This window comes from Kosakonia sp. (assembly GCF_032052965.1).
Classification (GTDB): Bacteria; Pseudomonadota; Gammaproteobacteria; order Enterobacterales; family Enterobacteriaceae; genus Kosakonia.
This window is the reverse complement of record NZ_DAMBVN010000006.1, coordinates 32390-57892: the sequence shown is the minus strand read 5'-3', so window position 1 is coordinate 57892 and position 25503 is coordinate 32390. Positions and strand designations below refer to the sequence as shown.

The 25503-nt window shown below is 53.6% G+C and carries 26 protein-coding genes; 10 read left to right on the top strand and 16 right to left on the bottom strand.

The genetic code is table 11. From position 1 onward, the window contains the following. Positions 1-2: 2 nt before the first annotated feature. From RTX30_RS09665 to RTX30_RS09650, 4 genes are read right to left on the bottom strand one after another with little or no spacing between them, the layout of a single operon-like run. On the bottom strand, positions 3-1241 hold the full coding sequence (locus RTX30_RS09665; protein ID WP_312689242.1) for a DotU family type VI secretion system protein: 1239 nt from the start codon (positions 1239-1241) through the stop codon (positions 3-5). Between the two features lie 17 nt (positions 1242-1258). After that, complete coding sequence (tssK, locus tag RTX30_RS09660; RefSeq protein WP_312689240.1) at positions 1259-2602, bottom strand: type VI secretion system baseplate subunit TssK; 1344 nt, start codon at positions 2600-2602, stop codon at positions 1259-1261. Positions 2603-2626: 24 nt separating this feature from the next. Further along, the gene (tssJ, locus tag RTX30_RS09655; protein ID WP_312689238.1) at positions 2627-3133 is read right to left on the bottom strand and encodes a type VI secretion system lipoprotein TssJ; all 507 of its coding nucleotides are present in this window, start codon (positions 3131-3133) and stop codon (positions 2627-2629) included. 24 nt (positions 3134-3157) lie between these two features. Next, positions 3158-3652 (bottom strand): SH3 domain-containing protein, encoded by a 495-nt coding sequence (locus RTX30_RS09650; protein ID WP_312689237.1) that lies wholly within the window; start codon positions 3650-3652, stop codon positions 3158-3160. A gap of 1003 nt (positions 3653-4655) precedes the next feature. Between RTX30_RS09650 and RTX30_RS09645 the strand changes: the two genes are divergently transcribed. Next, positions 4656-6413: an alpha,alpha-trehalase gene (locus RTX30_RS09645; RefSeq protein ID WP_312689236.1), complete on the top strand. Its 1758-nt coding sequence runs from the start codon at positions 4656-4658 to the stop codon at positions 6411-6413. 83 nt (positions 6414-6496) lie between these two features. Here the strand turns inward: RTX30_RS09645 and RTX30_RS09640 are convergent, their stop codons facing one another. Then, positions 6497-6748: a GlsB/YeaQ/YmgE family stress response membrane protein gene (locus RTX30_RS09640; protein WP_312689234.1), complete on the bottom strand. Its 252-nt coding sequence runs from the start codon at positions 6746-6748 to the stop codon at positions 6497-6499. A gap of 213 nt (positions 6749-6961) precedes the next feature. Between RTX30_RS09640 and RTX30_RS09635 the strand changes: the two genes are divergently transcribed. Then, positions 6962-7693 (top strand): flagellar brake protein, encoded by a 732-nt coding sequence (locus RTX30_RS09635; RefSeq protein WP_312689232.1) that lies wholly within the window; start codon positions 6962-6964, stop codon positions 7691-7693. Here RTX30_RS09635 and emtA read toward each other — a convergent pair whose 3' ends face one another. Continuing rightward, on the bottom strand, positions 7694-8305 hold the full coding sequence (emtA, locus tag RTX30_RS09630; protein WP_312689230.1) for a membrane-bound lytic murein transglycosylase EmtA: 612 nt from the start codon (positions 8303-8305) through the stop codon (positions 7694-7696). A 99-nt stretch (positions 8306-8404) separates the two neighbouring features. Between emtA and ldcA the strand changes: the two genes are divergently transcribed. After that, positions 8405-9316 (top strand): muramoyltetrapeptide carboxypeptidase, encoded by a 912-nt coding sequence (gene ldcA, locus RTX30_RS09625; RefSeq protein WP_312689228.1) that lies wholly within the window; start codon positions 8405-8407, stop codon positions 9314-9316. Positions 9317-9442: 126 nt separating this feature from the next. After that, positions 9443-11176: a potassium/proton antiporter gene (locus RTX30_RS09620; protein ID WP_312689226.1), complete on the top strand. Its 1734-nt coding sequence runs from the start codon at positions 9443-9445 to the stop codon at positions 11174-11176. 17 nt (positions 11177-11193) lie between these two features. Here RTX30_RS09620 and dadX read toward each other — a convergent pair whose 3' ends face one another. Beyond that, entirely contained in the window at positions 11194-12264 is a 1071-nt protein-coding gene (gene dadX, locus RTX30_RS09615; protein WP_312689224.1) for a catabolic alanine racemase DadX, read from the bottom strand. An 18-nt stretch (positions 12265-12282) separates the two neighbouring features. After that, positions 12283-13581 carry a D-amino acid dehydrogenase gene (locus tag RTX30_RS09610; RefSeq protein ID WP_312689222.1) on the bottom strand — a complete coding sequence of 433 codons (1299 nt, stop codon included), beginning with the start codon at positions 13579-13581 and terminating at the stop codon, positions 12283-12285. A gap of 319 nt (positions 13582-13900) precedes the next feature. Here RTX30_RS09610 and RTX30_RS09605 point away from each other — a divergent pair, with 319 nt between their 5' ends. Continuing rightward, complete coding sequence (locus RTX30_RS09605) at positions 13901-15433, top strand: SpoVR family protein (protein ID WP_312689220.1); 1533 nt, start codon at positions 13901-13903, stop codon at positions 15431-15433. Positions 15434-15466: 33 nt separating this feature from the next. Here the strand turns inward: RTX30_RS09605 and fadR are convergent, their stop codons facing one another. Next, positions 15467-16186, bottom strand: a complete 720-nt coding sequence (gene fadR / locus RTX30_RS09600) for a fatty acid metabolism transcriptional regulator FadR (protein WP_312689218.1) — start codon at positions 16184-16186, stop codon at positions 15467-15469. Between the two features lie 332 nt (positions 16187-16518). On the opposite strand from fadR, the gene dsbB reads away from it, so the two are divergent. Both dsbB and RTX30_RS09590 read left to right on the top strand, forming a co-directional pair. Then, positions 16519-17049: a disulfide bond formation protein DsbB gene (gene dsbB / locus RTX30_RS09595; RefSeq protein ID WP_312689216.1), complete on the top strand. Its 531-nt coding sequence runs from the start codon at positions 16519-16521 to the stop codon at positions 17047-17049. 142 nt (positions 17050-17191) lie between these two features. Further along, positions 17192-17458 (top strand): hypothetical protein, encoded by a 267-nt coding sequence (locus RTX30_RS09590; RefSeq protein ID WP_312689214.1) that lies wholly within the window; start codon positions 17192-17194, stop codon positions 17456-17458. A gap of 3 nt (positions 17459-17461) precedes the next feature. Here the strand turns inward: RTX30_RS09590 and RTX30_RS09585 are convergent, their stop codons facing one another. The 3 genes from RTX30_RS09585 to RTX30_RS09575 form a co-directional block, all read right to left on the bottom strand. Continuing rightward, positions 17462-17908 carry a YcgN family cysteine cluster protein gene (locus RTX30_RS09585; protein ID WP_312689212.1) on the bottom strand — a complete coding sequence of 149 codons (447 nt, stop codon included), beginning with the start codon at positions 17906-17908 and terminating at the stop codon, positions 17462-17464. A 93-nt stretch (positions 17909-18001) separates the two neighbouring features. Continuing rightward, the gene (locus RTX30_RS09580; RefSeq protein ID WP_312689210.1) at positions 18002-18661 is read right to left on the bottom strand and encodes a fumarylacetoacetate hydrolase family protein; all 660 of its coding nucleotides are present in this window, start codon (positions 18659-18661) and stop codon (positions 18002-18004) included. Between the two features lie 146 nt (positions 18662-18807). Beyond that, positions 18808-19083 (bottom strand): YcgL domain-containing protein, encoded by a 276-nt coding sequence (locus RTX30_RS09575; protein ID WP_312689208.1) that lies wholly within the window; start codon positions 19081-19083, stop codon positions 18808-18810. A gap of 124 nt (positions 19084-19207) precedes the next feature. Between RTX30_RS09575 and minC the strand changes: the two genes are divergently transcribed. The 3 genes from minC to minE are packed head-to-tail and all read left to right on the top strand — an operon-like array spanning position 19208 to position 21005. Continuing rightward, a complete protein-coding gene (gene minC / locus RTX30_RS09570) occupies positions 19208-19900 on the top strand; it encodes a septum site-determining protein MinC (protein ID WP_312689206.1) in 693 nt (230 codons plus the stop codon). Between the two features lie 22 nt (positions 19901-19922). After that, positions 19923-20735 carry a septum site-determining protein MinD gene (gene minD, locus RTX30_RS09565; RefSeq protein WP_312689204.1) on the top strand — a complete coding sequence of 271 codons (813 nt, stop codon included), beginning with the start codon at positions 19923-19925 and terminating at the stop codon, positions 20733-20735. Between the two features lie 3 nt (positions 20736-20738). Continuing rightward, positions 20739-21005, top strand: a complete 267-nt coding sequence (minE, locus tag RTX30_RS09560) for a cell division topological specificity factor MinE (protein WP_004384978.1) — start codon at positions 20739-20741, stop codon at positions 21003-21005. 89 nt (positions 21006-21094) lie between these two features. Here minE and rnd read toward each other — a convergent pair whose 3' ends face one another. From rnd to tsaB, 4 genes are all read right to left on the bottom strand, one after another. Next, the gene (rnd, locus tag RTX30_RS09555; RefSeq protein WP_312689202.1) at positions 21095-22222 is read right to left on the bottom strand and encodes a ribonuclease D; all 1128 of its coding nucleotides are present in this window, start codon (positions 22220-22222) and stop codon (positions 21095-21097) included. 71 nt (positions 22223-22293) lie between these two features. Further along, positions 22294-23979: a long-chain-fatty-acid--CoA ligase FadD gene (fadD, locus tag RTX30_RS09550; RefSeq protein WP_312689200.1), complete on the bottom strand. Its 1686-nt coding sequence runs from the start codon at positions 23977-23979 to the stop codon at positions 22294-22296. A gap of 202 nt (positions 23980-24181) precedes the next feature. Beyond that, the gene (locus RTX30_RS09545) at positions 24182-24769 is read right to left on the bottom strand and encodes a Slp family lipoprotein (RefSeq protein ID WP_312689198.1); all 588 of its coding nucleotides are present in this window, start codon (positions 24767-24769) and stop codon (positions 24182-24184) included. 35 nt (positions 24770-24804) lie between these two features. Continuing rightward, positions 24805-25500: a tRNA (adenosine(37)-N6)-threonylcarbamoyltransferase complex dimerization subunit type 1 TsaB gene (tsaB, locus tag RTX30_RS09540; RefSeq protein WP_312689196.1), complete on the bottom strand. Its 696-nt coding sequence runs from the start codon at positions 25498-25500 to the stop codon at positions 24805-24807. Positions 25501-25503: the final 3 nt, after the last annotated feature.

Genomic DNA, 25503 nt, shown 5'->3' with positions numbered 1-25503 from the left:
CCTTAGTTTCCTTGCGGCAGTCCGTTCAGCTCGGCCGCCGTATTTTCCGGCGAAACCAGCAAAGTAATTTCCACGCGACGGTTACGGGCGCGGTTTTCCGCCGTATTGTTCGGCGCGATGGGATCCATCTCCCCTCGCCCTTCGGCTTTGACCCTTTCCGGGCGCGAAAGATGTTTTTGCAGCAGCGACTGTACCGAGCGGGCACGCTCCAGCGAGAGCTCATAGTTAGAGGCAAATCGCGCGCTGCGGATCGGCACGTTATCGCTATAGCCCACCACGAGCACCTTACCGCTGACGTTATTCATCGCCTGCGCGACCCGGTCAATAACCGGTTCGTAGCTGTCGCGGGCAACCGTGGAGGCGGAAGCAAACAGCCCATCCCCTTTCAGGGTCACTACGCTGCGATCCGCTTCATCGCGCACCGACACCAGCCCGGCCTGAATCTCAGGCCGCAGGAAAGCACGCAAGTTAAGCACTGGCGGCAGACTCTGCACAGGCTGGGTCACCGAGGATTCCGGTAATGTCGTCTGGTAGATTTTTGCCAGCACAGGGCTGGTGTTGTCACCCAGACGCCAGTTGAGCACGATGTAGAACAGGCAGGCCAGGAAGCCTGCCAGTCCGGCACAGGCCCATAATGGGATCACCGGTCGCCAGAGTTTACGCATGACTGGCTGATCTTCCGGATGCGGCGACAGCGGCGGCGGATAGTTACCGCGCACACCCCGGATCATCTGCCACAGACGTTGTTTAATGGTTTCTAACTGGGTACGGCCGTTATCCATTACCCGGTAACGCCCTTCAAAACCCAGTAACAGGCAGAAGTTGATCAGTTCCAGCAGCGCAATGTGCTCGCGCGGGTTTTGCGACAAGCGCGCCAGCAGCTGGAAGAACTTTTCGCCACCCCAGGTTTCGTTATGGAACGTCACCAGAAGACCGCTGCCGGACCACACGCCGCGACTTCCCCAAGGAGTCAGCGCAGCCGCTTCATCCAGCGCGGTGCATAAACAGTAGCGCGCGCCAACGATCACCTCGTAAGCCAGACCAGACTGCTGGCAGCGCACTTCAAAACGGCGGATCTCATCAATCAAATGTTGACGCAGACCCGTTTGATCATCATGAGAAACCGAATGGCGAATTTGCGGTATCGCATTGAGCAGCGGATTGGCCGCTGCAACCAGCGGGTTGTTACCGCTTGCTCCTGCCAGGGCGGCATCACTGCCGGAGGCTTGTTGTTCCTGCATATTGTGTGCTCGCTGTATTATTCAGTCGGGCTACGGATGGCCCAAAACTCCATATCAAGACCCGGGAATTCGCCCGCCAGATGCAGTGCGAAAGCCCCTGATTTCTCCATTTCGTTCCAGAGCTCGCCGCCTTTTTCCAGCTCGAAATAGTTGTAACCGGCATGCCAGGGGATTTGCGGCGGTGCAACCGGCATGGTGCGTAATTTCATCCCTGGCAGTTGAAGCTGAACCAAATCGCGGATTTTGGTTACGGGTGCCACTTTCATTTGCGCCGGGAAATGTGTTTGCAGGATTTCGCCCGGTACACTGGCTTTGACTGCCAGTACAAAACCAAACTCCCGCGCCATGGTCGTGGTCGGCAGCGTGGCGATATTCAGGCCGTGCGTGCGTTCGGTCAGTGGCAACTGAATAGCATGCTCTTCCATCACCAGCGACAATCCCTGACGCAGCATCAATTGCAATTTATTGAAGCAACCGGCGAGATCGTCATGGTCGTAGACGGGCAACCCCTCCTCCGGCGAACGGGCCGCTGTCCATGTCGTCAGCTCGGTGGCGAATGCCAGCCAGCTTCGCCACAACTCTTCCGGGTGGATAGAGGGCAATGATTTCAGATGCGCGATTTGCCCCACATGGTGGTTAATCAGCGCCAGCAGCGCGAATTCGACCATTTCGGAGGTATTAAAACGACCAGGCTGGCGCAGACGCTGCCCAATTTGCTGGCTGCGTTGCGTTAACAGGCTCTGTAAGTCATTCACCATCGTATACAACGCGGTGTCGTTGACTGCGTTCAGCATCGGCGGTATGTAACGGCTATCCAGGCGAACCTGATTGTCGTTGCGCTTTTCCAGGACATGCGCCACACCGATAGCCGTCCACTCTGCGCTGAGATCTTTTTCCAGCATCAGCTTCAGGCGCAAACGCCCAAACTGTACAGCGGCAGGGCCAACGGACATGGCGTTGTCGTCATCCACTTCGCTTTCCCAGGTGACATAACGCGCCAGCGAATCTCTTTCTTCGCTGAAGATCACCTCTTCGCGTCCGCCACGGCGAGCCGGCAGGGCAAGCACCACGCGTTCGTTACTGACGTTGTCAGGGATTGCCAGCGGTGTGGGCGCCTGGCGGGCATCATTGAATGAGAAGAAGGTGCCGTCCGGCAGCAGACCGCTGGCGTAGCTCAGTGCAATACAGCCCTGACGCAGCATCGCGTCATCCAGTTCGATATCAAGGTAGCCCCAAAGGTACGGGCGCTGCAGTGTCCCCCACTCGCGAATGTGGTGTTGCAAGTAGCTTTCCGCACGCTGAAAGTGATGAGGACGCAGAAACATACCTTCGGTCCACACGACCTTTTCTGCTTTGTTCATACTGTTTTCCTGTTAAGGCTGGCGCTATTTGGAAACGACACGGATTCCATTGATGTCGAGGAAGATATTGGCTTCCAGCTCATCCGACGACGATTTCCAGAATTCGTAGAAGCGACTCTCTCCCGGTACCGGAAGAGGTAAGGACATCCGCCATTTTTTGCCGTCCAGTGCCTGATACTCGGCCATCACGCCGATGTAGCGCGCTTCCGGCGAGGTTTTACCGCTCAGCGTTTTCGAGAGCTGACCGGGCATCAGAAAAAATTCATCACTGTTAAGCAGGTTGGCGCCAAGTACACTATCCGCGTTGTTTTGCAGCGACCAGAAATCGGCGGACATAAAGGTCGCATCCGATTTCAACAGCAACACCCTGACTTTAAGAGGAGCGGACTCATTGATTTGCGGATGAGCCCGGAATTGAAGGTTATAGCTGGTAGGATCGCTGTGTGAAGAAGATCCACAACCGCTGGCCAGGGTGGCCAGCATAAAGAAAAACACCAGGTAAATCTGGCGAAATACAGAGTTATTATTCATCGCTTGGCGCTCGTCACAGCTGGATTAATCGATGATCCAGGTTCCAGAGTTCGCGTTTTTGCAGGCCTTGCTGCTGCCATCGACAGAGACGCAAGTTTGTTTTTTCGGGACAATGCGGCGTTTTTTGTCTTTACGCAGCGTCTCGTCGTAAAGCTCGCTTTTCACCACGGCGCGCATCGGTACATAACCGATCAGCTCTTCCTGACCTTCATCGGCCAGCGCCAGCCAGAAGTGTTCCACCTGTCCCAGCACAACGTAGGTTTTACCCGCAGTCAGCTGACGGATCACTTTGCCGCCGAAGTCCGGCGTACTCATCAGCGACGCAGGGTAAAGCGCACGATAATCCTGTTTAACCGGTTCAAACTCTTTTGGCGGGTGAACCGCATAGCGGTGAGTAAGGGTAACACCGTTAACTTCGCTGGTGACGATGGTGTCGTCGGTTGGCGCCGGTTTCGGCGGTGCTTTACACGCTGAGACGCTGCAGACAAAAACAAGAGCCAATACCATTCGCATGTTCATAGATTTTTTTCCATTGCAAATATATTACTGTGGTGAACAGGAGCGTTTAGGAAAGGCATATCCGGATGGCTCCGAATCACCCTTATCCTTATCCTGAAAGCGCTCTGATAATGAATAAAAGGCATAGCTACCGCACGAGTCTTGTTACAAACAAGGCTGCAATAATATTACGTTTCATTGACTATCGTGACATGATTTTACAGATCAGATGATTCTATTCAATATGAAATCCGACCTCTTGAAATAGTATTATTTCGTTTTATAGAAAAATAGGATTATTCTCAAGAAACAATTTCACTTTAGTTGAAGAGAATTAATCTTGCCTGAGCAAAGGTTCATCAACCCTGCCGGGTTGCTTTGTAACCGTTTGAATATTAATAGATAAAAATGATTATTTTGCGCTAGCACATCCTTGTAATTTCGAGATAGGATTATTCCTAAATGAATCTTTATTGCAGAAAATACTACAATATCTGGTAGTGCAATATCCTGACTAACAGCATGGAAAAACCACTTTCTGGTTATATTACGCTTTTTATTTGGATATTTTTTGAAATATTTTTAAGTAAAAAAAATGATATTACCTGTGGCGGATAGTTCCCTCCGTTACTGTCCCGCGCTGTTAAGAGTTTTGATTTCAACTATTGCCCCTTCTTTGCGCGAATTGTTTAGTATTACTACATCCAAATACAGGCACATTAAACGAAACCATTCAGCAAATTGACCTGTAACATATATCCGGTACTGTCGCGCAATAAATGCATTTGACCTGCAACAATTCTACCCGCGTATTTGGTGGTGAAAGATCGTTATTGCGGCATATATTGCCGAAAATATCGCCGCACATGATTTACTTCACCGCGTTTTGCCCGTACCCAGGCGGGTAAATCGTCTGGAAGCACGCAAAATGCCAAACACAGCACGCTATCTGTCTGAGATTCGACTAAGGTTTTCAACAAGGTTGATTACAGCGGCACCGCTGTACCGTTAAGGAGAATCATCGATGACAAGACCTGTACTGCGCCAACCGCGCACGTTGTTCCTTGCACTTCAACTCGCTTTTGCCGGGGCATTTCTTGCGGTGGTACCGCAGGCGATAGCCGCAGATGCACAAGCGCAAAATACGCCGCAGCCGCCGGATATTCTGTTTGGCCCGCTGTTTAGCGATGTACAAAGCGCAAAACTGTTTCCGGATCAAAAAACGTTTGCCGACGCCGTTCCGAAAGGCGACCCACTGATGATCCTTGCGGATTACCGTATGCAGCGTAATCAGCGCAGCTTCGACTTGCGTCACTTTGTGGATGTTAACTTTACCCTGCCGAAAGCAGGCGAAGAGTATGTCCCCCCCGAAGGGCAAAACTTGCGTGAACATATCGACGGTTTGTGGCCGGTGTTGACCCGCACCACCGACAGTGCCGGCAAGTGGGATTCGCTGCTGCCACTACCGAAACCGTATGTTGTACCGGGCGGGCGTTTCCGCGAAGTCTATTACTGGGACAGCTACTTCACGATGTTGGGGCTGGCGGAAAGCGGTCACTGGGACAAAATTGACGATATGGTGACCAATTTCGCGCATGAGATTGATAACTGGGGGCATATTCCTAACGGCAACCGCAGTTACTACCTCAGCCGTTCTCAACCCCCCTTCTTCGCCCTGATGGTGGAATTGCTGGCGACACACGAGGGCGATGAGGCACTGAAAACCTGGCTACCACAAATGGAAAAAGAGTACCGCTACTGGATGGATGGCGCGGAGAGCTTACAGCCTGGCCAGGCCAATAAGCGCGTGGTTAAGCTGACCGACGGCTCGGTTCTGAACCGCTATTGGGATGACCGTGACACACCGCGCCCGGAGTCATGGCTTGATGATGTCACCACGGCGAAAAACAACCCGAACCGCCCTGCTACCGATATTTATCGTGATTTACGCTCTGCTGCTGCGTCTGGCTGGGATTTCAGTTCGCGCTGGATGGACGACCCGAATCAACTCGGGACCATTCGCACAACCTCTATTGTGCCGGTTGACCTCAATGCGCTGATGTTCAAGATGGAAAAAGTACTGGCGCGGGCATACCAGGTTTCTGGCGATGCGGCCAAAGCCAGCCAGTATGAAGCGCTGGCGAACGCCAGACAAAAAGCTATCGAAGCCAATCTGTGGAACGACAAAGAGGGCTGGTATGCCGATTACGACCTGAAGACCAAAAAGGTCCGTAACCCGCTCACCGCCGCAGCGCTCTACCCGTTGTTCGTTAACGCTGCAGCGAAAGACCGGGCAGATAAAGTGGCAGCGGCAACCCAGGCCCGACTGCTGAAACCGGGCGGGATCACTACCACCACCGTTAACAGCGGCCAGCAGTGGGATGCTCCAAACGGCTGGGCACCATTACAGTGGATCGCAACTTCCGGTCTGCAAAATTACGATCATCAGAAGCTGGCGATGGACGTAAGCTGGCGGTTCCTGACCAATGTGCAGCACACCTACGACCGCGAGAAAAAGCTGGTCGAGAAATATGACGTCAGCACGACCGGTACGGGCGGCGGCGGCGGCGAGTACCCATTGCAGGATGGGTTTGGCTGGACTAACGGCGTTACGCTGAAGATGCTTGATTTGATTTGCCCGAAAGAGAAACCGTGCGACAGCGTACCGCAAACGCAACCGGCGCAGTCAGCAAAACCTACGGTGCAGCAAGCCACGCCTTCGACGCCTTCTGCGCAACCTGCGGCGCAAGCTGGCGAGCAGCCCGCAGCGGCCACGAAGTGATAAAAAAGGCCGCAACGCAGGTTGCGGCCTTTTTGGTGTTTATGGCAGGTGACTCCCTGCCTCACCCCTACCCAATGCCAGCGTTATCGGCGAAGCAATCGAAACACCGCCAGCACCACAATGGCGCCGATAACGGCAACGATAAAGCTGTGCACATTGAACCCGGTGATGTCTCCACCATAGCCCAGGTGCGTGGCAAGCCAGCCGCCGACGACTGCGCCGACAATCCCCAAGACACACGTCAGAATAAAACCGCCGCCATCCCGGCCTGGCATGATGAATTTGGCAATCACCCCGGCAATCAGGCCAAATAAAATCCACGCAAGAATGCCCATATTTATTCACTCCTTTAACTTGTCTTGTTTACCCACTTCGCCCAAATTAGCGAAGCGTTGACTACATTATAGTTATCAACGGCAAAAGCATTTCCGTCTCACGGATTTAAGGCAAACTTTCCCGTAAAAAAATTGTGTCGGTTTGTATTAAGTTCTCCGCAGAAATGCCGATATATCAACGACGGTGTGTCAGTCATCAAGGAGCCATTCGGCGTGAGCAATTACAGTGAGCAGTTCCTGAAACAAAATCCGCTGGCCGTGCTCGGCGTATTGCGCGATTTACAAAAAAACCAGGTTCCCGTCTGCATCACCTGGGGCGGTGGTCAATTCATCAGTAAGATCCTGGACGCGAGCCCGGAAGAGTTGATCATGGATTTTGGTAGTCAGGATTACGAGAACAATGCGGTACAGCGTGCGGCGAAAGTGACCATTACCGCTGAAACGCAGGGTGCTAAAGTCGAATTTACGGTTCCCAAACTTTATGCAGGTGATTATCAGGCTTTGCCTGCATTTATTAGCGCGCTGCCTGAGACGTTGTGGTTTATCCAGCGTCGTGAATATTTCCGTATTATTGCCCCGCTGCATCCGGCTTACTTCTGCAAGGCGTTAATGCCGGATAAATCAGAGATCCGTTTCCGTTTATACGATCTGTCGCTGGGCGGCATGGGTGCGCTGCTGGATGGTGAAGTGCCGGATTCGCTTGAGCCGGGCATGCGCTTTACCAAGGTTGAGCTGGATATGGCGTCGTGGGGGCAGTTCTATTTTGATGCGCAGTTAATTGCGATTGGCGAGCGCAAAGTCGTGGACGGCAAAAACGAAACAATAAGTACGCCGCGCCTCAGTTTTCGTTTCTTAAATGTTAGCCCAGGTGTGGAGCGCGAGCTCCAGCGCATTATCTTTGCCCTGGAGCGCGAGGCGCGCGAACGCGCCAGCCGGGTGCGCTAATTACATCGCATCCATCGCTTTTTGTACTTTCCAGATATAGCGCGGCGCCTGCGGTGCGGGGTGTTTATCCACCACATGCTTTAAGAAGGCGTCAGCGCTTAAATCATTAATTTCCTCAATGGCTTCTCCTCTGTCGGAAGAAAAGGTGCGCAACAGCGCGCCTGCGCCATTCACGTAGGAAATCACCAGCGCGTACTGCATCACTTTTTCATCACGGATCCCCGCCAGTGCCCCATGCTCCAGGATACTCAGATAAGCCGCACCCATCGAAATATTGCGTTCCGGGTTTTTTAATTCGCTGGTGGAGGGTTGCCCGCTCCAGCCCATATGGCGGTAGACTTCACGCCCGGCAGTCGAGGCTTTTAATTGCATCAGACCCACAGCATTTGATTTACTCACCAGATTAGGGTTTCCGCCGGATTCGACCGCAATCATCGCCGTCAGCAAACGTGGGCTGACGCCCCATGCCGCTCCGGCTTTTTCAGTGATCGGCATCCACTGCATTGCACGTTTTACCGGTATTTCGGGGTTCCAGTCCGGCTGACGGTAGTCCTGTTTTGAGCTACAGCCGGCCAGCAATACCACGAGAAAAGCAAACCATCTTAATTTCACGCAAACCATCCTTATTCAGGTGTACATCACTGCGGATGACAACGACACAGGTAAGCGGCATGATAACTGTTTCGTTATAGATGTCAGCAAGGAAATGCCATGTCCACCTTCCACCTGATCGCCCCTTCCGGTTATTGCATTAATCAGCAGGCGGCCGCCAACGCCGTTACACAGCTTGAACAGCAGGGGCACCACGTTCGTAATCAGCAGGTCATCGCCCGCCGCTGCGAGCGGTTTGCTGGCAGTGACGCAGAACGCCTTGCCGATCTCAATGCCCTGGCGCAACTGCTAGGAGAGAACCTGATTGTTATGCCAGTGCGTGGTGGCTATGGCGCCAGCCGTTTGCTGGATGCCGTTAACTGGCAGGCGATAGCCGCACGTCAGAGCAGCCAGCCACTGTTGATTTGCGGTCACAGCGATTTCACGGTTATTCAACTGGGCTTGCTGGCTACCGGGAAGGTGATCACCTTTAGCGGGCCGATGCTGGCGGGAAATTTTGGAGCCACCCCGCAGGATCCCTTTACTGTTGAACATTTCTGGCGCGCGCTGCGCAATGAGGTCTTCACCATTGAGTGGAACGGTGAAGGCCCGGGTTGCCGGGTCGAGGGGACCTTATGGGGTGGCAACCTCGCGATGCTGACTTCGCTGATTGGCACCCCCTGGCTGCCAAACATCGAGAACGGCATTCTGGTGGTAGAAGACATTAACGAACACCCCTACCGCGTGGAGCGCATGCTGCTGCAATTGTTGCACGCCGGGATCCTGGCGCGGCAACGGGCGCTGGTGCTCGGCAGTTTTACCCATTCGCAGCCGAATGAGTATGATGCGGGCTACACTCTTACAACAATGGTGGACTCGCTGCGCGCGCGATTGTCCATCCCGGTGATCGCCGGGCTGGCGTTTGGTCACGAGCAACAAACCGTCACCTTGCCATTAGGCGCGCATGCTGTTTTGCAACATGCTGATATCTCTCAATTGACACTGTCGGGTCATCCGGTGATGTCGGTATAAAAAAAGCGCTTTATGCCCTTATTAAAATGCTATTGCTGCCGTTATGATAAATGCGTTGAATGACTCAGGTTGCGTTATGCAGTCGGGTTGGTGATTTGTCATGACGGCATAAGGAGAAGCAACACATTGGACGCTGAGGCGATAATCAGTCTGTTTATTTTGGGTTCAGTCCTTGTAACCTGCAGTATTTTATTGAGTTCCTTTTCATCACGCCTTGGTATTCCGATTCTGGTCATCTTCCTGGCGATTGGTATGCTGGCCGGCGTAGACGGCATCGGCGGCATTCCGTTCGATAATTATCCCTTTGCTTATATGGTCAGTAACCTCGCGCTGGCTATCATTTTGCTTGATGGCGGCATGCGCACCCGCGCCAGTTCATTTCGTGTGGCGCTCGGCCCGGCCTTATCGCTGGCCACCGTCGGCGTGCTGGTGACATCCGGCCTGACCGGTATGATGGCCGCCTGGCTGTTTAAGCTGAACATCATGGAAGGGCTGCTGATTGGCGCGATTGTCGGCTCAACCGATGCGGCAGCGGTGTTCTCCCTGCTTGGTGGTAAAGGGCTGAATGAGCGTGTTGGCGCCACGCTGGAGATTGAATCCGGCAGTAATGATCCCATGGCGGTCTTCCTGACCATCACGCTCATTGAGATGATTCAAAAGCACCGTGCCGATGTCGATCTGATGTTCCTCGTGCATATTGTGCGCGAGTTCGGTCTTGGCATTTTGCTCGGTGGCGTGGGCGGCTATTTGCTGCAACAGATGATTAACCGCATCGCTCTCCCTGCTGGCCTCTACCCACTGTTGGCATTAAGCGGCGGTATCCTGGTATTTGCGCTGACTACCGCCCTGCACGGTAGCGGGATCCTGGCGGTATACCTGTGTGGTTTTGTGCTCGGCAACCGCCCCATTCGCAACCGCTTTGGTATTTTGCAGAACTTCGACGGCCTTGCCTGGCTGGCGCAAATCGCCATGTTCCTTGTTCTGGGACTGCTGGTGACGCCGTCAGATCTGTGGCCGATTGCTATTTCTGCCCTTATTCTCTCGGCATGGATGATTTTTGTTGCCCGCCCGCTGTCGGTGTTCGCCAGCCTGCTGCCGTTTCGCGGTTTTAATCTGCGTGAGCGTGTGTTTATCAGTTGGGTGGGATTGCGCGGCGCGGTACCGATTATCCTCGCCACTTTTCCGATGATGGCCGGACTGGATCATGCCCGTTTATTCTTCAACGTTGCCTTCTTCGTGGTGCTGATTTCGTTGCTTTTCCAGGGCACATCGCTGTCGTGGGCAGCCAAAAAAGCCAAAGTGGTGGTACCGCCTGTCGGCTGGCCGGTGTCACGCGTTGGGCTGGATATTCATCCCAATAACCCCTGGGAGCAGTTTGTTTACCAGCTGAGCGCCGATAAATGGTGCGTGGGCGCGGCGCTGCGCGACCTGCATATGCCGGAAGAGACGCGAATTGCCGCCCTGTTCCGCGATAATGTGCTATTGCACCCGACCGGCAGCACACGCCTGCGAGAAGGCGACGTGCTGTGTGTCATTGGCCGGGAAAGCGATCTCCCTGCACTGGGCAAGCTGTTCAGCCAGTCGCCGCCAGTGGCGCTGGATCAACGTTTCTTCGGCGATTTTATTCTTGAAGCGGATGCGAAATTTGCAGATGTGGCGCTGATTTACGGCCTGGAAGAGGGGCTGGAATACCGCGACAAGCAACAGACGCTTGGCGATATCGTTCAGCAACTGCTGGGGGCTGCGCCGGTCGTGGGCGACCAGGTCGAGTTTGCCGGTATGATTTGGACGGTGGCAGAGAAAGCCGATAATACGGTCCTTAAAGTCGGCGTTCGGGTCGCAGAAGACGAGGCGGAATAACCGCCTCGATAATCAAGTTACACTGTCACAACAGGCACACGCGGTGCCACGGCGCAAAGCAGTTCATAACCCACCGTACCGGCTGCGGCAGCCACTTCATCAATTTTGATCTCTTTGCCCCACAGCTCGACCGGCGTACCGATGCCGGCCTGTGGGCAGGGAGTTAAATCGACCGTCAGCATGTCCATCGAGACTGCGCCGACAAGCGTTGTCCGTACACCGTCCACCAGCACTGGCGTACCCGAGGGGGCAATACGGGGATAACCGTCGGCATAGCCGCAGGCCACCACCCCAATGCGTTGTTCCCGCTCTGCACGGTAGCGGGCTCCATACCCCACCGCGTCGCCGCTTTTTAAGGTCTGCACGGCAATGATCTCGCTACTGAGGGTCATCACCGGACGGATACCGCTGGTTGCCACATCCTGCCACGCGCCCGAAGGCGACGCGCCATATAACACAATGCCGGGTCGTACCCAGTCATAATGGGCTTCCGGGTGCCACAAGGTGGCTGCAGAGTTAGACAATGAACGCGGCGCATCGATGCCTTCTGCCGCCTGCACAATACGCGCCATGGGTGCGCGGATCCCCTCCGGATGTTCTGCCTGGGCGAAATGCGACATAAGCGTAATCTCACCGACATTAGCCAGGCTGCGCAACTGCTGCCATACGCTGTGGACGCGCTCCGGCAGAAAGCCAAGACGATTCATGCCACTGTTGATTTTCAGGTACAGATCCAGCGGTGCTTGCAACCGGGCGTTTTGCAGCGCCTTAATCTGCCAGTTGCTGTGCAGGCTGGTGGTCAGGCGATATTTGTCAAACAGCGGCAACTCATCGGCATGAAAGAACCCCTCCAGCATCAGAATCGGCCCTTTCCAGCCGCGTTCCCGCAGCAGTATCGCTTCTTCCAGATTGAGCATCGCAAAGCCGTCGGTACTGCTGAGTGCCTGCCAGATACGGTCAATGCCATGACCGTAAGCGTTGGCTTTGACTACCGACCACACCTTCGAGGTAGGTGCGGCACGGCGCACCACATGCAGGTTATTCCTGAGCGCCTGCAGATCCAGGGTCGCCAGAACAGGACGAGACATCAGTGTTCCTTATGGTTATCAGTTATGGGCACCATGTAAGTGCCGGGCACGCGCCGGGGTAAAACCGGGTAAGTAGCGGGCAACACTCAAATCATCTGACGGTATGGCCGGTGTGTTGCCTGACAGTAAATCACTCAGTAACTGCCCGGAACCGCAGGCCATCGTCCAGCCGAGGGTGCCATGGCCGGTGTTAAGCCACAGGTTTTTAAACGGCGTGCGACCGACCACCGGTGTGCCATCTGGCGTCATGGGGCGCAAGCCGGTCCAGAATGTCGCCTGCTCCACAAAGCCGCCGCGTGGGAACAAGTCACGCACCACCATTTCCAGCGTTTCGCGGCGCGGCTGTAACAGCTCAGTATTGTAGCCAACAATTTCCGCCATCCCGCCCACACGAATGCGCTGGTCAAAACGGGTAATGGCGATTTTGTAAGTCTCGTCGAGGATCGTCGATACGGGTGCGCCATCTTCCTCAGCGATGGGGATGGTCAGCGAGTAGCCTTTAAGCGGGTAGACAGGAATATCGACAATGCCCTTCAGCAGGCCGGTTGACCAGGATCCAAACGCCATGACATAAGCATCTGCTTTGATCACCTCATCGCCACATTTCACGCCGTAGATTTTTTCACCTTCATACAACAGGCGATCCACCGGCGTGTTATAGCGAAAGACCACGCCGGCCTGCTCTGCCATCTGCGCCAGATGCTGGGTGAACAGCTGGCAGTCACCGGTTTCATCGTTCGGCAGACGCAGCCCGCCGGTCAGCTTGCCGGCGACCTCGCCCAGTGCAGGCTCGACTTCTGCCAGCCGCGCGGCTTCCAGCAACTGATACGGCACACCGGCATCTTCCAGCACGGCAATATCACGGGTCGCGTTCTCAAATTGTTCAGCGGTGCGAAACAACTGTAGCGTCCCGCCCTGCCGTCCTTCGTACTGGATGCCGGTGGTTTCACGTAGCAATTTGAGGCAGTCACGGCTGTATTCTGCCAGACGCACCATGCGGCCTTTGTTTTCCATGTAATGGCGGGTGTCGCAGTTACGCAGCATCTGCATCATCCATTTAAGCTGGGATGAGGTGCCATCCAGGCGAATAGCAAGCGGAGCGTGACGCTGAAACATCCATTTGATGGCTTTCAAGGGAACACCGGGTGCAGCCCAGGGGGCGGCATAGCCGGGCGAGATCTGGCCCGCATTGGCAGCACTGGTTTCTTGCGCCGGGCCGGACTGCCGATCGATTACCGTCACGTCGTGACCTGCCTGACGCAAATACCAGGCGCTGGTTACGCCCACCACACCGCTTCCTAATACAACAACTTGCATATCCCTCTCCCATGAGTAAAGCACAATCATCTGATTACAAATTGATAACCCAGATGAAAATATTATTCAACATACGCCTTTTTTATGGTGACATGCCTCACAGCCTTACCACCTGACAAGGGCTGCCACTATTTAGCATCTCCTGCTGAACGCCATTTAACCGCAGAATAAAAATCTACTTAATGCGCTTTTCACCCCGTGATGAGATCGGAAAATCGTGAAGAAAATCTTATGGCCTGGCTACAGATTTTATTGGGTGTTCTATGCTTGAAATGAGACGCTCCATTGAGAGAGTGTCGTTAACAACGAGGGCGCGCTAATGGCTACGATTGACTCAATGAATAAGGATTCTATTCGTCTGAGCGATGGACCCGACTGGACGTTTGATCTGCTGGATGTCTACCTGGCGGAAATCGACCGGGTGGCAAAACTCTATCGGCTGGATACCTATCCGCATCAAATCGAAGTGATCACCTCAGAGCAGATGATGGATGCCTACTCCAGCGTCGGTATGCCTATCAACTACCCTCACTGGTCGTTTGGTAAGAAATTTATCGAAACCGAGCGCCTGTACAAACACGGCCAACAAGGGCTGGCGTACGAGATAGTGATTAACTCCAATCCTTGTATTGCTTATCTGATGGAAGAGAACACCATTACCATGCAAGCGCTGGTCATGGCTCATGCCTGTTACGGGCATAACTCTTTCTTCAAAAATAACTACCTGTTTCGCAGCTGGACCGATGCCAGCTCGATTGTCGATTATCTGATTTTCGCTCGTAAATACATCACCGATTGTGAAGAGCGCTACGGCGTGGATGAAGTGGAAAAACTGCTCGATTCCTGCCATGCGCTGATGAATTACGGCGTGGATCGCTACAAACGCCCGCAGAAAATCTCGCTCCAGGAGGAGAAAGCGCGGCAGAAAAGCCGTGAAGAGTATCTGCAAAGCCAGGTGAATATGCTGTGGCGAACCCTGCCAAAACGCGATGAAGAAGTGGCAGTGGCCCAGGCGCGTCGCTATCCGGCAGAGCCACAAGAGAACCTGCTCTACTTTATGGAAAAAAATGCCCCGCTGCTGGAGTCGTGGCAGCGCGAGATCCTGCGTATTGTGCGCAAGGTCAGTCAGTATTTCTATCCGCAGAAGCAGACCCAGGTGATGAACGAAGGCTGGGCGACGTTCTGGCATTACACCATTCTCAACCACCTGTATGACGAAGGGAAAGTAACCGACCGCTTTATGCTGGAGTTCCTGCACAGTCACACGAATGTGGTGTTCCAGCCGCCTTATAACAGCCCATGGTACAGCGGTATTAACCCCTACGCGCTCGGCTTTGCCATGTTTCAGGATATTAAGCGTATCTGCCAGTCACCCACGGATGAAGACCGCTACTGGTTCCCCGATATTGCCGGTTCTGACTGGCTGGAGACGCTGCATTTTGCTATGCGCGACTTCAAAGATGAGAGCTTCATCAGCCAGTTTATGTCACCGAAGATCATGCGTGATTTCCGCTTCTTTACCGTGCTGGATGACGACCGCAATAACTACCTGGAAATTGCCGCCATTCATAATGAAGAGGGTTACCGGGAGATCCGCAACAAACTGTCTTCACAGTACAATCTGAGCAATCTTGAACCGAACATTCAGGTGTGGAATGTGGATCTGCGCGGCGACCGTTCGCTGACGCTGCGTTACATTCCGCATAACCGTGCGCCGCTGGACAAAGGCCGGCGGGAAGTGCTGAAGCACGTGCACCGTTTGTGGGGGTTTGATGTGTTGCTGGAGCAACAAAACGAAGATGGAAGTGTGGAACTGTTGGAACGCTGCCCAGCGCGCACCAACACGCTGTAACGAAAAACCCCTCTGTCACAGAGGGGTTTTTGCTTATCGGCTTTGTAGCGCCAGGTCGCCTGGCATCGTTTTTTGCATGCGATGCCAAATCTCACCACTGTCACGGCCGTAGTGTCGCACCACGTCATAAACCTGATCGTGCTGCGCCTGTTCACATACGTCTGCCAGCTTGTGGTAAAAACCCAGCGCCAGGCTTCTGGCTTCCGGGCTGGAGAAGTAATGCCGTCCAATACGCGTATACAGCCCTTTCATGCCGTTCAGGATCAGCCCGTAAATCGGGTTGCCGGAGGCAAACGCCAGCCCACGGAAAATGTTGTAATCCAGATCGGCAAAGGCGTCTGCGTGATCTTCCACTTCGCGCGCACTGGCTAACACTTTCAGCGCTTCATCAGGATGCTGGCGAAACGCCGTGCGAATAAAAATGGTGGAAATGTTGGTGCGCACGGACAACAGATTGTCGATCAGTTGCGGAACACTTTCGTGATCCAGACGCGCCAGGGTTTCCAGAATGTTCAGACCGGAGGTTTCCCAGAAGTTGTTCACTTTGGTCGGCTTGCCATGCTGGATCGTCAGCCAGCCATCACGGGCCAGACGCTGTAGAACTTCACGCAATGTGGTACGAGTGACGCCAATCAGTTCAGAGAGTTCGCGTTCAGCCGGAAGGATCGATCCCGGAGGGAAACGGTTATTCCAGATACTTTCAATAATGTACTCTTCCGCGAAACCCGCCGGGCTCTGCGCCTTAATGACCATAGTGAGATTTCCATTACACAGCATTTGCAAAGATGACTCATCATACCAGACCCCGTTAAGGGCAGATAGCGGACAAAAACAAGAAAAATGGGGATCGGTGCACCATTTTGACTATTTAGCAATGCTTAACCTTAGCAGCTATAAGGCTTTCGAGTGAAAGTGACTTTCTGGACTGGCACGGTATTTTTTGTCTGATATTGCAGCGTTTCGCGGTCTGGTTTGACTTTTCGCATGATAAACATTCGATTACGTATTATTTTGATAGCGGCTAGTGGTCAGAACATTGATTTCGTTTACACTGCCTTTTCTACGCATATCCCCGGGAAATGATTATGTTGCGATACCTGAACCAGTGCTCACGTGGACGCGGCGCCTGGTTGTTAATGGCGCTTACGGCGTTTGCACTTGAAATGGTTGCGCTCTGGTTCCAGCACGTCATGCTGCTGAAACCTTGCGTGCTCTGTATTTACGAACGCAGCGCGCTGTTTGGCGTGATGGGCGCGGGCATTGTCGGCGCGATTGCGCCAAAAACACCGCTGCGTTTTGTGGCGCTGGCTATCTGGATCTACAGCGCGGTACGCGGGATCCAACTGGCCTGGGAGCATACCCAAATCCAGTTACACCCTTCTCCGTTTATGACCTGCGATTTTGCCGCTCGTTTTCCGGGCTGGCTGCCGCTGGACAAATGGCTGCCGCAGGTGTTTGTTGCCTCCGGCGATTGCGCACAGCGCCAGTGGGCGTTCCTGTCACTGGAAATGCCGCAGTGGTTGCTGGGCATTTTTGTGGCCTACCTTGTCGTTGCGCTGCTGGTGCTGATAGCCCAGCCCTTCAAACCGAAAAAGCGCGATCTTTTCGGTCGCTAACAGAACGCTCCTTCGGGGGCGTTTTTTTTATCCTCAATAAGCCAGACGGCGCGTATCGGTTGATTCAGGCGCGTGCTACAGGTAGGGTGCTGGCGGGCATTAACACTTTGCAAGGAGGAAAAGCGTGACAGGAACAGTTGCTATGATCTATTGGCTAACCGGCGTGGCGGTATTTACACGGAAAATCCGTTTATTTAGCGTGGTTTCCGCCCTTCTGCTCTATGCTACCCTGCGCAGTCTTACCTACAGCCCTCTGCTGACCTCTCTCGCCCTTGCTGTGCTGATTGGTTCGTTTATTGCCTTACTGATTATGAAGAGTAGCCGGGAGCAAAAAAGCACCGTCTATTTCTCGGTGCCCTGCTGGATGCTGCTGGGGACGGTTATCATCAATCTGTTTTGGCGCCCGTAACGGTTAGTCTGCCCAATCGGGTTTGTTGAGAATATGGGCCTGCCAGTCCTGCACTTCTGACTCTTTCACCGCAATATGACGCACCGAGATGCGTTCGGCGTGCATCGCTGCTTTGGAGCCGGTGCGCAAAGGATGCCACACTGGCAACGCTTTGCCTTCCGCCAGCAGACGATAAGCGCAGCTCGGCGGCAGCCACTCAAAGGTGGGAAGGTTTTCGCGGGTCAGCTTGATGCAGTCCGGCTCGTACTCAAAACGGCGCTCATAATTACGGCACTGGCAGGTTTTGATATTCAACTGGCGGCAGGCAACGTTGGTGAAGTAGATCTCGTCGGTATCTTCATCCATCAATTTATGCAGGCAGCACTGGCCGCAGCCATCGCACAGTGATTCCCACTCCGCGTCTGTCATTTGCTCGAGAGTTTTGCTTTGCCAGAAAGGCGTGTCGTTCATTAAGAAATCCGCCATTGAAAACCAGGGTGCACCTTATAACCAGTCTGGCATGCGGATGCAAGTTTTGCCGCCCGATTCAGGCGGCAAACAACGTCAGAGTACGCGAGTCGTCAACGCGTGATCGTTAAGGCTCACGTCCAGTTCATCGCCGCTATGCAGGGGGCCAACGCCTTCTGGCGTACCGGTGAGGATCACATCGCCCGCTTTCAGCGTGAAGTAACGGCTCATATATGCAATCAAGGGCACAATTTTATGGATCATGTCTGCTGTGGTGCCCTGCTGACGGATTTCGCCATTGACCTTGAGCGTCAGCGTCGTATTTTGCGGATCGTGACTGAACTCGGTGACCGGGATAAAACCAGAAATCGGGCAGGAGTTATCAAAACCTTTGGCTTTTTCCCACGGCTGCCCTGCCTTCTTCATTTTACCCTGCAGATCGCGCAGCGTCAGATCGAGTGCCACGCCGTAACCGGCAATTGCTTTCTTCACATGTTCTTCGGTTGCCTGACGTAAGGTCGCGCCGATCAGCACCGCCAGTTCAACTTCATGATGCACCGAGCCAAAATCTTGCGGCAATGCCAGCGGCTGGCGGATATCGCAAAGCGCTGTTTCGGGTTTGATAAACAAAACCGGCTCTTCCGGGGTAGCGCTCCCCATTTCTTTGATATGTTTCGCGTAGTTGCTACCAACGCATACCACTTTACTCACCGGGTAATCCAGCAGAGCGCCCTGCCAGTTATGATGCTGATACATGTATTTTACCTCCGGTAACACATTGAACATGAGCGAAAAATGACTATCCGCGCCGCCCGAGGATTTGTCAAATACCAGCATGTAACGGGCGTTGACGCAGACGATAATAAAAAACGGCGGAAAATCCGCCGTCATCGTGCACGTATTTATTGTTTTCCAAGACCGGCAAGATGTTCCTTCAATAAATTTTCCTGCGGCGGTGGTAACTGTAAATAATAGCCCTGACTCAACAATGCTTCTTTCACTTTATCAAGATCGGCACCCGCCAATTTTTTACGCCCATCAAGGGGTAAAAGCATCGCTAACTGCGGCTGACCGAAACTTTGCATTAATGCTTCTGGCACGCGGGAAAAATCGTCTCTTTTTTCGACATACAGATAAGTCTGATCACGTCGGGTACTTCGGTAGATCGCACAAAACATACTTAATTACTCGGAATTAACGGGTGGTTACTTGCCTGAATATAATACTGACTATAACATGCCTGATAGTCTTCGGAATATCACTCCAGATGCGGGTGATAATAGCAAAATGAGTAAGGTCAGGATGTCAAACACGCCCATCGAGCTAAAAGGCAGTAGTTTTACCTTATCAGTGGTTCACTTGCATGATGCAAAACCCGAGGTTATTCGTCAGGCGTTAAAAGACAAAATTGCTCAGGCTCCTGCTTTTTTGCAGCACGCTCCAGTGGTCATCAACGTCTCCGCACTCGAAGGCTCTGTTAACTGGCCACGACTTCAGCAGACCATTAGCGAAACCGGGTTGCGCGTTGTCGGCATCAGTGGATGCAAAGATGTTGAACTAAAAGCAGAAATCGAACGCGCCGGTCTGCCCATACTGATGGAAGGCAAAGAACAACTGCCACGGAAAGCGGCGGATCCTGAACCCGCTCCCGTTGCCGCTCCGGCCATAAAAACACGTTTAATTGATGCGCCGGTTCGTTCTGGCCAGCGGATTTATGCGCCAAACAGTGATTTGATCGTCACCAGCCATGTCAGCGCTGGCGCAGAGCTTATCGCCGATGGCAATATTCATGTCTACGGCATGATGCGTGGCCGTGCGCTGGCGGGTGCCAGCGGCGACCGTGAAGCACAAATTTTCTGTACTCATCTCACGCCGGAGCTGGTCTCCATTGCGGGAGAATACTGGCTGAGCGATCAAATCCCGGCCGAATTTTATGGCAAAGCGGCACGTTTGCGGTTAGCCGACAACGCTTTGACAATTCAACCCTTAAATTAAGCCCTTTTAACAAGGAACTCCTATGGCACGCATTATTGTTGTTACTTCGGGTAAAGGGGGCGTTGGCAAGACCACCTCCAGCGCGGCCATCGCTACTGGTTTAGCCCAAAAGGGCAAAAAAACCGTTGTTATCGATTTTGATATTGGGCTGCGCAACCTGGATCTGATTATGGGTTGCGAACGCCGCGTGGTTTATGATTTCGTCAACGTTATCCAGGGCGATGCGACGCTTAACCAGGCGTTGATCAAAGATAAACGCACTGAAAACCTCTATATTCTCCCGGCGTCGCAGACCCGCGATAAAGATGCGCTTACCCGTGAAGGGGTAGATAAAGTGCTCGAAGATCTCAAAAAAATGGACTTCGATTTTATTGTTTGCGACTCCCCTGCCGGCATTGAAACCGGCGCGCTGATGGCGCTTTATTTCGCTGACGAAGCGATTATCACCACTAACCCGGAAGTGTCGTCGGTGCGTGACTCTGACCGCATTCTTGGTATTCTGGCGTCGAAGTCGCGTCGCGCAGAAAAGGGTGAAGAACCGATTAAAGAGCACCTGTTGCTCACCCGTTATAACCCGGGCCGCGTTAACCGTGGCGATATGCTGAGCATGGAAGATGTGCTGGAAATTCTGCGTATCAAACTGGTTGGCGTCATCCCGGAAGACCAATCCGTGTTGCGCGCATCGAACCAGGGTGAGCCGGTGATTCTGGATACTAACGCTGATGCAGGCAAAGCCTATGCCGATACCGTGGAACGTCTGCTGGGAGAAGATCGTCCTTTCCGCTTCATTGAAGAAGAGAAGAAAGGTTTCCTCAAACGCCTGTTCGGAGGATAAGTTATGGCATTACTCGACTTTTTTCTCTCCAGAAAAAAGAACACCGCCAGCATTGCTAAAGAACGTCTGCAAATTATTGTTGCAGAACGCCGCCGCAGTGACGCTGAACCTCATTATTTGCCGCAGTTAAAGCGGGATATTCTGGAGGTGATTTGTAAATACGTGCAGATCGATCCGGAAATGGTGACGGTTCAGTTAGAACAAAAAGGCGATGATATTTCCATTCTGGAACTTAACGTCACCTTACCGGAAGCGGAAGAAACGAAATAATTCGTCTCTGACGCTGGCATTAAAAAAGGCAGACTCCGTTCTGCCTTTTTTGTTTATTCCTCGCCAACCCCTGTAATTATTTACAGTTATTAGCGCGGATATTCCGCCAGTAATTTTTTCAGTTCATCAGCCATCATTTCGCCGCGCCAGCCGCTTATTAATTCAGGTAAAGCCGACTGCGGTTTTAATTTCCAGTGCCAGTTAAGCAGCTGGTTGATTTGCCGACGCGATGCCAGCAACTCGACACTGACGTTCTGCTTCTCACCCATAGTCTGAACCAGCGCTTTGATCGCTTTAAATACCTTCCGATAGCCCGGCATATCCATCAGGTTAAGCAGCGGTTCTGGCAAAGCCTCTTCCGGCAACGCCTGCGCCTGAGCAACCAACGCCAGCAGCGTTTTTCCGTGGAAGCGGATCTCGCTTCCCGACAAACCAATGCTGTCCAGTTCACCCATGCTGGAAGGCATGTATCGCGCCACCGCCCACAGGTTCTCTTCCCGCACCACGAAGTTCACCGCCAGGTCGCGTTCGCGGGCTTTACGCAAACGCCAGTCGGCAAGCAATTGCAGGCAGGCGAGCTGGCGGGTACGCAACTGCCAGGCATTAGAGATCTCGCGCCATGCTTCTTGCGGGGCCAGCACTTCCTGGCGACGCTGCATCATCAGGCGACACTCATCGAGCGCAGCATCCAGCCGGCCTGCCTGTTCAGTTTCCGCCAGTAATTTGTTGGCAATCGGCAACAGATACCACACGTCCGCCGCCGCATAATCGCACTGGCGCTCGGTTAGCGGGCGCGCCAGCCAGTCAGTGCGCGATTCACTTTTATCGATGACCAGACCGGTAAACTCTTCCACCATCGCGGCAAACCCCCAGGAAAGTGGACGACCGCAAAAGGCGGCCAGGATTTGGGTATCGATCATCGGCTGGGGTTGTACGCCGAACGCATTGAGAAACACTTCCAGATCTTCACTGCCAGCGTGCAGATATTTGGTCACCTGGGGGTTAATTAGCAGATCGCGAAACGGTGACCAGTCGGTCACAGACAAAGGATCGATCAGCGCCACACGCTCGCCGTCATACATCTGAAGCAGCCCCAGCTGTGGGTAATAGGTACGGGTGCGGACAAATTCGGTATCCAGGGCAATGGCCGGAAACGTGCTGGCCGCTTCACATAACGCTGCCAACGCATCGTTGGTGGTGATCATCTGGTAATTCAAATCATTATCTCTTTAGTTTGCGCCCATAAAAAACGCCGGATTAACCGGCGTTCGGGCGATTAATGCATAGCTCAGGGTTTATTGTCCACTTTGCTACGGGCTTCGTCACGCAATTCTCGCCGTAAAATTTTACCCACGTTCGATTTTGGTAACTCGCTTCTAAATTCCACCTGTTTCGGTACTTTGTAGCCGGTCAACTGGCGGCGGCAGAAGGAGATCAGCGCCTCTTCAGTGAGGCTTTCATCCTTTTTCACCACGAAAATTTTCACCGCTTCGCCGCTGTTTTCCGATGGCACGCCAACGGCGGCCACTTCGCGCACGCCGCTATGCTGCATGACCACATCTTCAATTTCATTGGGATAAACGTTGAAACCGGAAACCAGAATCATGTCTTTTTTACGATCGACAATGCGCAGAAAACCTTCATCATCCATTACCGCGATGTCACCGGTATAGAGCCAGCCGTCGCGCAGGATCTCATCGGTCGCATCCGGGCGCTGCCAGTAGCCCAGCATCACCTGCGGCCCTTTCACGCACAATTCGCCCGGCTCACCTGGGGGAACTTCGTTACCTTCATCATCCACCAGCTTCGCTTCTGTAGACGGCACCGGCAGACCAATACTGCCGCTGTGATAATCAATATCGTGCGGGTTAACGCTGACCAGCGGCGAACACTCCGTCAGCCCGTAGCCCTCCAGCAGATACTGGCCCGTCAGTTTGACCCAGCGCTCGGCTACCGCTTGTTGAACAGGCATACCGCCACCTGCTGACAGGTGTAGCGAAGAGAAATCGAGTTGACGAAACTCTTCGTTATTAAGCAGCGCGTTGAACAGGGTGTTGACCCCTGTCATCGAGGTAAAAGGATATTTTGCCAGCTCTTTCACCAATCCCGGGATATCGCGCGGGTTGGTGATCAGCAGGTTTTGCCCGCCCAGCTCAATAAACAGCAGGCAGTTCATGGTCAGGGCAAAAATGTGATAAAGCGGAAGCGCGGTAACCACGAGCTCTTTGCCCCGGTGCAGCAAGGGCCCGTAGGTGGCGTTCACTTGCTCAAGGTTCGCCAGCATATTGCGGTGGGTTAACATCGCCCCTTTCGCCACACCCGTGGTGCCGCCAGTATATTGCAGGAAAGCCAAATCCTCAGGGGTCAGTTCAGGTTTCACGTACTGCATGCGGTAGCCGCTTTGCAGTGCACGACGGAAGGAAATGGCGTCCGGCAGGTGGTATTTCGGCACAAGGCGTTTTACATACTTAACGACGAAGTTAACCAGTGTGCCCTTAGCAGACGAGAGCTGATCGCCCATGCGCGTCAGAATAACGTGGCGCACCTGGGTTTTTTCGACCACTTTTTCCAGGGTATGAGCGAAGTTGGAAACAATAACAATAGCCGCAGCACCGCTGTCATTCAGTTGATGTTCCAGTTCGCGTGGAGTGTAGAGCGGGTTCACATTCACCACGATCATCCCGGCTCGCAAAATACCAAACAGCGCGACAGGGTATTGCAGCAGGTTCGGCATCATCAACGCAACACGGTCGCCCTTTTGCAGCCCCAGCCCCTGCTGAAGGTACGCGGCAAAGGCCCGGCTACGCTCTTCCAGCTTACGGTAGGTCATCACCTCGCCCATGTTAATAAACGCAGGCTGATCGGCATAGCGGGCTGTGGAGTGTTCGAATAATTCAACCAGGGATTGATAACGGTCAGGGTTGATCTCCGCAGGAACGTCTGCAGGATAACGGTTAAGCCAAACCTTCTTCAATGCATCACCTCTGAAATGAGTATTTTTGGTCATCACAACCCCAGTTAATAAACAAGCCGTTAACATAATATTAACTCAGCGTACCAGTTTATTAATTAAGCGAACCGAAGGTTGCGAAGCCCGTCACTAATTATTTTTCTTATGAACTGCTACAGACGAAAACAGCGGCCAGGCCGCTGTCTCTTTCCGTTGATAATACCTGTTACTCAGTCACGACAGTCTCAACACGGGCCGGCTCCGGTGGGTACCATCCCCATCCCCCGAAACCCGGGTGCAGCGGACGCGGCCCAGGTCCCCAAAACCAGGGGTCCATCGGTTGCGGCGGCAACATCACCTGTTGAGTAAGACGCCAGCGTTTGTAACCTGTCGCCTGCATGGTCATAAATTTATAGGGCGCATTCCCTACTTTCCCGTCGACGGTACCGGTAATTGGCCCAACCACGGTCACCAATTGGTTGCGGAAGTCGACCGGGTCGAGGAAACCGTTGACATCGGCATAAATCCGGCCGACAGACGCTTCGCCCAGCACCGGGCGGGCGCCGCTATCAAGCGGCACAGCGGCAATCTCCAGACGGGTTTTCCCCTGCTGATTCTGGATATCCACCACTTTGCCACCAAAACGCGCTTCCTGGCCAACGTACAGCGCTGGCGCATTCATCACCCGCACAAGATCATCTTGCGGTTGCGGACTGGTTCCTTTAATCGCGTCAGGCACTGAAACACAGCCACTTAACACCGCCGTCGTCAGAACAGCAAACAACCAGTGCATACTTTTTCTTTTAACCGCCATGATGCGACTCCTCACTCAGTTTGTACTACTGAGATTCATTCCCGGCCAGGAAGTTTCTTCCACGCCACTTCGTTACGCAAATAAACCGGTTCGGCGTGTTCAACCGCCACCGTGCGCTGCTGTGCAAATAACTGCTGCGCAATCGGTAACATATCCTCCGCAGCGGGAAGTTCAGTTTCGCCGTTGGTTAACGTAAGCGCGGCAGTCTGGCTCATCTCCGGCCAGGCAGCCCAACCGGTGCCCACCATCGCCCACTCCCCGTCAAGCTGCTGCAGGCGGGCAATCACCGCCTCCGGCTTCAAAACGGCTTCGGTTTCTTCGCCCTGCCAGATGCCCTGATCATCGCGCTGGTATTCCGCCCAGTAGACTTCGCCCATACGCGCATCAATGGCCGCCAGCACACGGGTTGCACCCGTTTTACGCCATGCGCCCTGTGCCATCGTGGCCAGCGTTGACACGCCAATCATCGGCAGTTCAGCGCCCAGCGCCAGCCCCTGCGCAATGCCAATACCAATCCGCACGCCGGTAAAGCTTCCCGGCCCACGGCCAAACGCCAGCGCATCCAGCTGCGTCAGCGACAGGTCGGCATCAAGAAGGACATCCTTGACCAGCGGCAGGATGCGTTGTGTGTGTTCGCGGGGGCAAAGTTCGAAGTGAGCGAAGGTCGTACCATCATTCCACAGAGCAACAGAGCAGGCTTCGGTGGCGGTATCAATAGCCAGAATTCGCATGGG

What these genes read in the sequence shown, in the direction of transcription:
- RTX30_RS09665 (WP_312689242.1), bottom strand. Translation starts at nt 1,241, where the DNA reads ATGCAGGAACAACAAGCCTCCGGCAGTGATGCCGCCCTGGCAGGAGCA.
- tssK (WP_312689240.1), bottom strand. Translation starts at nt 2,602, where the DNA reads ATGAACAAAGCAGAAAAGGTCGTGTGGACCGAAGGTATGTTTCTGCGT.
- tssJ (WP_312689238.1), bottom strand. Translation starts at nt 3,133, where the DNA reads ATGAATAATAACTCTGTATTTCGCCAGATTTACCTGGTGTTTTTCTTT.
- RTX30_RS09650 (WP_312689237.1), bottom strand. Translation starts at nt 3,652, where the DNA reads ATGAACATGCGAATGGTATTGGCTCTTGTTTTTGTCTGCAGCGTCTCA.
- RTX30_RS09645 (WP_312689236.1), top strand. Translation starts at nt 4,656, where the DNA reads ATGACAAGACCTGTACTGCGCCAACCGCGCACGTTGTTCCTTGCACTT.
- RTX30_RS09640 (WP_312689234.1), bottom strand. Translation starts at nt 6,748, where the DNA reads ATGGGCATTCTTGCGTGGATTTTATTTGGCCTGATTGCCGGGGTGATT.
- ldcA (WP_312689228.1), top strand. Translation starts at nt 8,405, where the DNA reads ATGTCCACCTTCCACCTGATCGCCCCTTCCGGTTATTGCATTAATCAG.
- dadX (WP_312689224.1), bottom strand. Translation starts at nt 12,264, where the DNA reads ATGTCTCGTCCTGTTCTGGCGACCCTGGATCTGCAGGCGCTCAGGAAT.
- RTX30_RS09610 (WP_312689222.1), bottom strand. Translation starts at nt 13,581, where the DNA reads ATGCAAGTTGTTGTATTAGGAAGCGGTGTGGTGGGCGTAACCAGCGCC.
- RTX30_RS09605 (WP_312689220.1), top strand. Translation starts at nt 13,901, where the DNA reads ATGGCTACGATTGACTCAATGAATAAGGATTCTATTCGTCTGAGCGAT.
- fadR (WP_312689218.1), bottom strand. Translation starts at nt 16,186, where the DNA reads ATGGTCATTAAGGCGCAGAGCCCGGCGGGTTTCGCGGAAGAGTACATT.
- dsbB (WP_312689216.1), top strand. Translation starts at nt 16,519, where the DNA reads ATGTTGCGATACCTGAACCAGTGCTCACGTGGACGCGGCGCCTGGTTG.
- RTX30_RS09590 (WP_312689214.1), top strand. Translation starts at nt 17,192, where the DNA reads ATGATCTATTGGCTAACCGGCGTGGCGGTATTTACACGGAAAATCCGT.
- RTX30_RS09585 (WP_312689212.1), bottom strand. Translation starts at nt 17,908, where the DNA reads ATGAACGACACGCCTTTCTGGCAAAGCAAAACTCTCGAGCAAATGACA.
- RTX30_RS09580 (WP_312689210.1), bottom strand. Translation starts at nt 18,661, where the DNA reads ATGTATCAGCATCATAACTGGCAGGGCGCTCTGCTGGATTACCCGGTG.
- RTX30_RS09575 (WP_312689208.1), bottom strand. Translation starts at nt 19,083, where the DNA reads ATGTTTTGTGCGATCTACCGAAGTACCCGACGTGATCAGACTTATCTG.
- minC (WP_312689206.1), top strand. Translation starts at nt 19,208, where the DNA reads ATGTCAAACACGCCCATCGAGCTAAAAGGCAGTAGTTTTACCTTATCA.
- minD (WP_312689204.1), top strand. Translation starts at nt 19,923, where the DNA reads ATGGCACGCATTATTGTTGTTACTTCGGGTAAAGGGGGCGTTGGCAAG.
- minE (WP_004384978.1), top strand. Translation starts at nt 20,739, where the DNA reads ATGGCATTACTCGACTTTTTTCTCTCCAGAAAAAAGAACACCGCCAGC.
- RTX30_RS09545 (WP_312689198.1), bottom strand. Translation starts at nt 24,769, where the DNA reads ATGGCGGTTAAAAGAAAAAGTATGCACTGGTTGTTTGCTGTTCTGACG.
- tsaB (WP_312689196.1), bottom strand. Translation starts at nt 25,500, where the DNA reads ATGCGAATTCTGGCTATTGATACCGCCACCGAAGCCTGCTCTGTTGCT.